Origin of the sequence: Streptomyces sp. RP5T, assembly GCF_003933965.1 — a bacterium.
Classification (GTDB): Bacteria; Actinomycetota; Actinomycetes; order Streptomycetales; family Streptomycetaceae; genus Streptomyces.
In genome coordinates this window covers 1-2498 of record NZ_RSAJ01000882.1, presented here as the reverse complement: position 1 = coordinate 2498, position 2498 = coordinate 1, and the positions used below count along the sequence as shown (strand labels likewise).

General features: G+C 64.4%; 3 protein-coding genes. 1 reads left to right on the top strand and 2 read right to left on the bottom strand.

The window, feature by feature from the left end; genetic code table 11:
• Positions 1-30 precede the first annotated feature (30 nt).
• Positions 31-1629: a class I SAM-dependent DNA methyltransferase gene (locus EHS43_RS42425; RefSeq protein ID WP_125195796.1), complete on the top strand. Its 1599-nt coding sequence runs from the start codon at positions 31-33 to the stop codon at positions 1627-1629.
• 6 nt (positions 1630-1635) lie between these two features.
• Here the strand turns inward: EHS43_RS42425 and EHS43_RS42420 are convergent, their stop codons facing one another.
• Both EHS43_RS42420 and EHS43_RS42415 read right to left on the bottom strand, forming a co-directional pair.
• Positions 1636-1845, bottom strand: coding sequence for a DUF397 domain-containing protein (locus EHS43_RS42420; protein ID WP_125195795.1), 210 nt, complete (start codon positions 1843-1845; stop codon positions 1636-1638).
• A partial coding sequence (locus EHS43_RS42415; RefSeq protein ID WP_125195794.1) for a DUF5753 domain-containing protein occupies positions 1842-2498 on the bottom strand: 657 nt, incomplete at its 5' end. The genes EHS43_RS42420 and EHS43_RS42415, both read right to left, overlap by 4 nt.

Genomic DNA, 2498 nt, shown 5'->3' with positions numbered 1-2498 from the left:
CGCCCTAGCCGTACAGCAGGAGTTCGACCTGTGACCGCCCCCGTAGAAGACCAGCAGCCCGCCAACGAGTCGGCCGAGAAGACCGCCAAAGCCGTCGCGCAGACGAACACGCTCGTCTCCAAGCTCTGGAACTACTGCAACGTCCTCCGCGACAACGGCATGTCCACCATCGAGTACGTCGAGCAGCTCTCCTACCTGCTCTTCCTGAAGATGGTCGACGAGATCGAGAACGATCCGTGGGACGCGCAGGACATGAGCGCGATCGTGCCCACGGACTACAACTGGAAGTCGCTCGTCAGCAAGCGTGGGGTGGCCCTGGAGAAGCACTACCGGGACACCCTGGAGCATCTCCAGAGCAAGCCGCACACCACCATCGGCACGATCTTCGCCGACGCTCAGAACCGGATCACCAAACCGGCCCTCCTGGAGAAGCTGGTCGTAGAGCTGATCGGCCGCGAAGACTGGACGATGACTGGCGCGGACCTCAAGGGCGATGCCTACGAAGGCCTTCTCGCCAAGGGCGCCTCGGACACCAAGACCGGCGCCGGTCAGTACTTCACTCCCCGCGCCCTGATCGACGCCATGATCGACGTCACCCGGCCCGGCCCGGACGACACCATCACCGATCCGGCCTGTGGTACCGGCGGCTTCCTCATCGCGGCCCATGCCTACATCCGCGACCACCACATGCAGAAGATGTCGCTGGAGGAGCGCAAGGCGTACGACGAGGGACGCAAGATCTGGGGCAACGAACTCGTCACCGCCACCGCCCGCCTCGCCGCGATGAACATGCTCCTCCACGGCATCGGCAAGAGCGGCGGGCCCAGCCTCATCGATGTCGGCGACGCCCTAGCCGAGAAGCCCAGCGGCAAGCATGCCACGCTCGTCCTCGCGAACCCGCCCTTCGGCCGCAAGTCCGCGATCACGGTCATCGGCCAGGACGGCGAGGTCGAGAAGGAGGACATCCAGTACGACCGCGACGACTTCACCGCGACGACCACCAACAAGCAGCTGAACTTCCTGCAACACATCATGTCGCTCACTGCGATCAACGGCCGTGCAGCCGTCGTCCTGCCCGACAACGTCCTCTTCGAGGGCGGGGCCGGTGAGAAGGTGCGGCGCAAGCTGCTCAACGAGTTCGACCTGCACACAATCCTGAGGTTGCCCACCGGCATCTTCTACGCCGGCGGAGTCAAGGCCAACGTCCTCTTCTTCGACAAGAAGCCCCCGCGCGCCGACGGCAAGCCGCTCACCACCGAGACCTGGGTCTACGACTTCCGTACCGGCCAGCACTTCACGCTCAAGCAGCGCCCGCTGACGCGTGCCCACCTCGACGACTTCGTGGCCGCCTATCGCCCCGGCGAGCCTCGGTCGTCCCGTGTGGAGTCCGAGGACGAGAACGGGCCGTTCAGGAAGTTCAGGTACGAGGACCTGATCGCTCGCGACAAGGTCAACCTCGACATCACGTGGATGAAGGACCCCGCCCTGGACGACGCCGACAGCGGTCTGTCGCCGGAGGAGATCGCCGAGGAGATCGTCCGCGACCTCCAGTCCGCGCTGATCGAGTTCACGGCCATTGCACGCTCGCTGGGCGGCGAGGTCGATGTTCCGGAGGCCGAGGTCGAGTAAAGGACCTCAGCTTTCGGACGCGTAAGGCACAAAGCTGGCCCAGGCTTCGAGCGTGAGCTTGAGGCTGAGGCCGGTGGTGTGCTTCGAGTCGCGTACGTGGACGGTGCCGGGAGCGCTAGCTACCTCGACGCAGTCATTGCCATCACCGCTGCTGCTGTAGCTGCTCTTGAACCAGTCCAGGCCGGATGTGTCCTGGGGGGTGGAGGTGCGGATCATGTTTCTCCAAGCATCTGCTCGATCAAGGCCCGCGACTCTCGGGGCGTGAGGGCCTGCGCCCGGATCATGCCATAGCGCAGTTCGAGGATCCTGACCTGCTTCGGATCGGAGACGGGCCGACCGTTGAACGCGCCCTCGGTGCGTCCCACCGCAGTGCCGTCAGGGAATTTCAGCACCTCAATCAGTCCGCCCGTGCCTACGTGTTCCTCGCAGCGAGTTGGCATCACCTGAATGGACACGTTCCGCAAGTGCCCCAGCTCAAATAGGCGTTCGAGCTGCCGTCGCCACACCATTGTGCCTCCAACTGGGCGCTGAAGCGTCACCTCTTCCTGGACGAAGCTGAGAGTTGGCGCTGGCGACCTCTCGAAGACGGCCCGCCGGGCCAACCGTGCGGCCACCATGCGCTCCATCTCCTCCTCCGAGTACGCGGGAAGCCAGGCACCGAACAGGGCCCGCATGTGCTCCTCGGTCTGTAGCAGTCCGTGGATGTTGTGATTGCTGTAGAGGCCCATCTCAACTGCCTGTGCCTCTAGCTTCGCGATCTCCCGAACCTTCTTCGGATACCGGACCTTCTTCACGTCCTCCCAAGCCGCTGAGACGAGCCCACCCGCCCCCAACACCTCGTCGGACTTGTCCAGATACTCCCGCCGAGG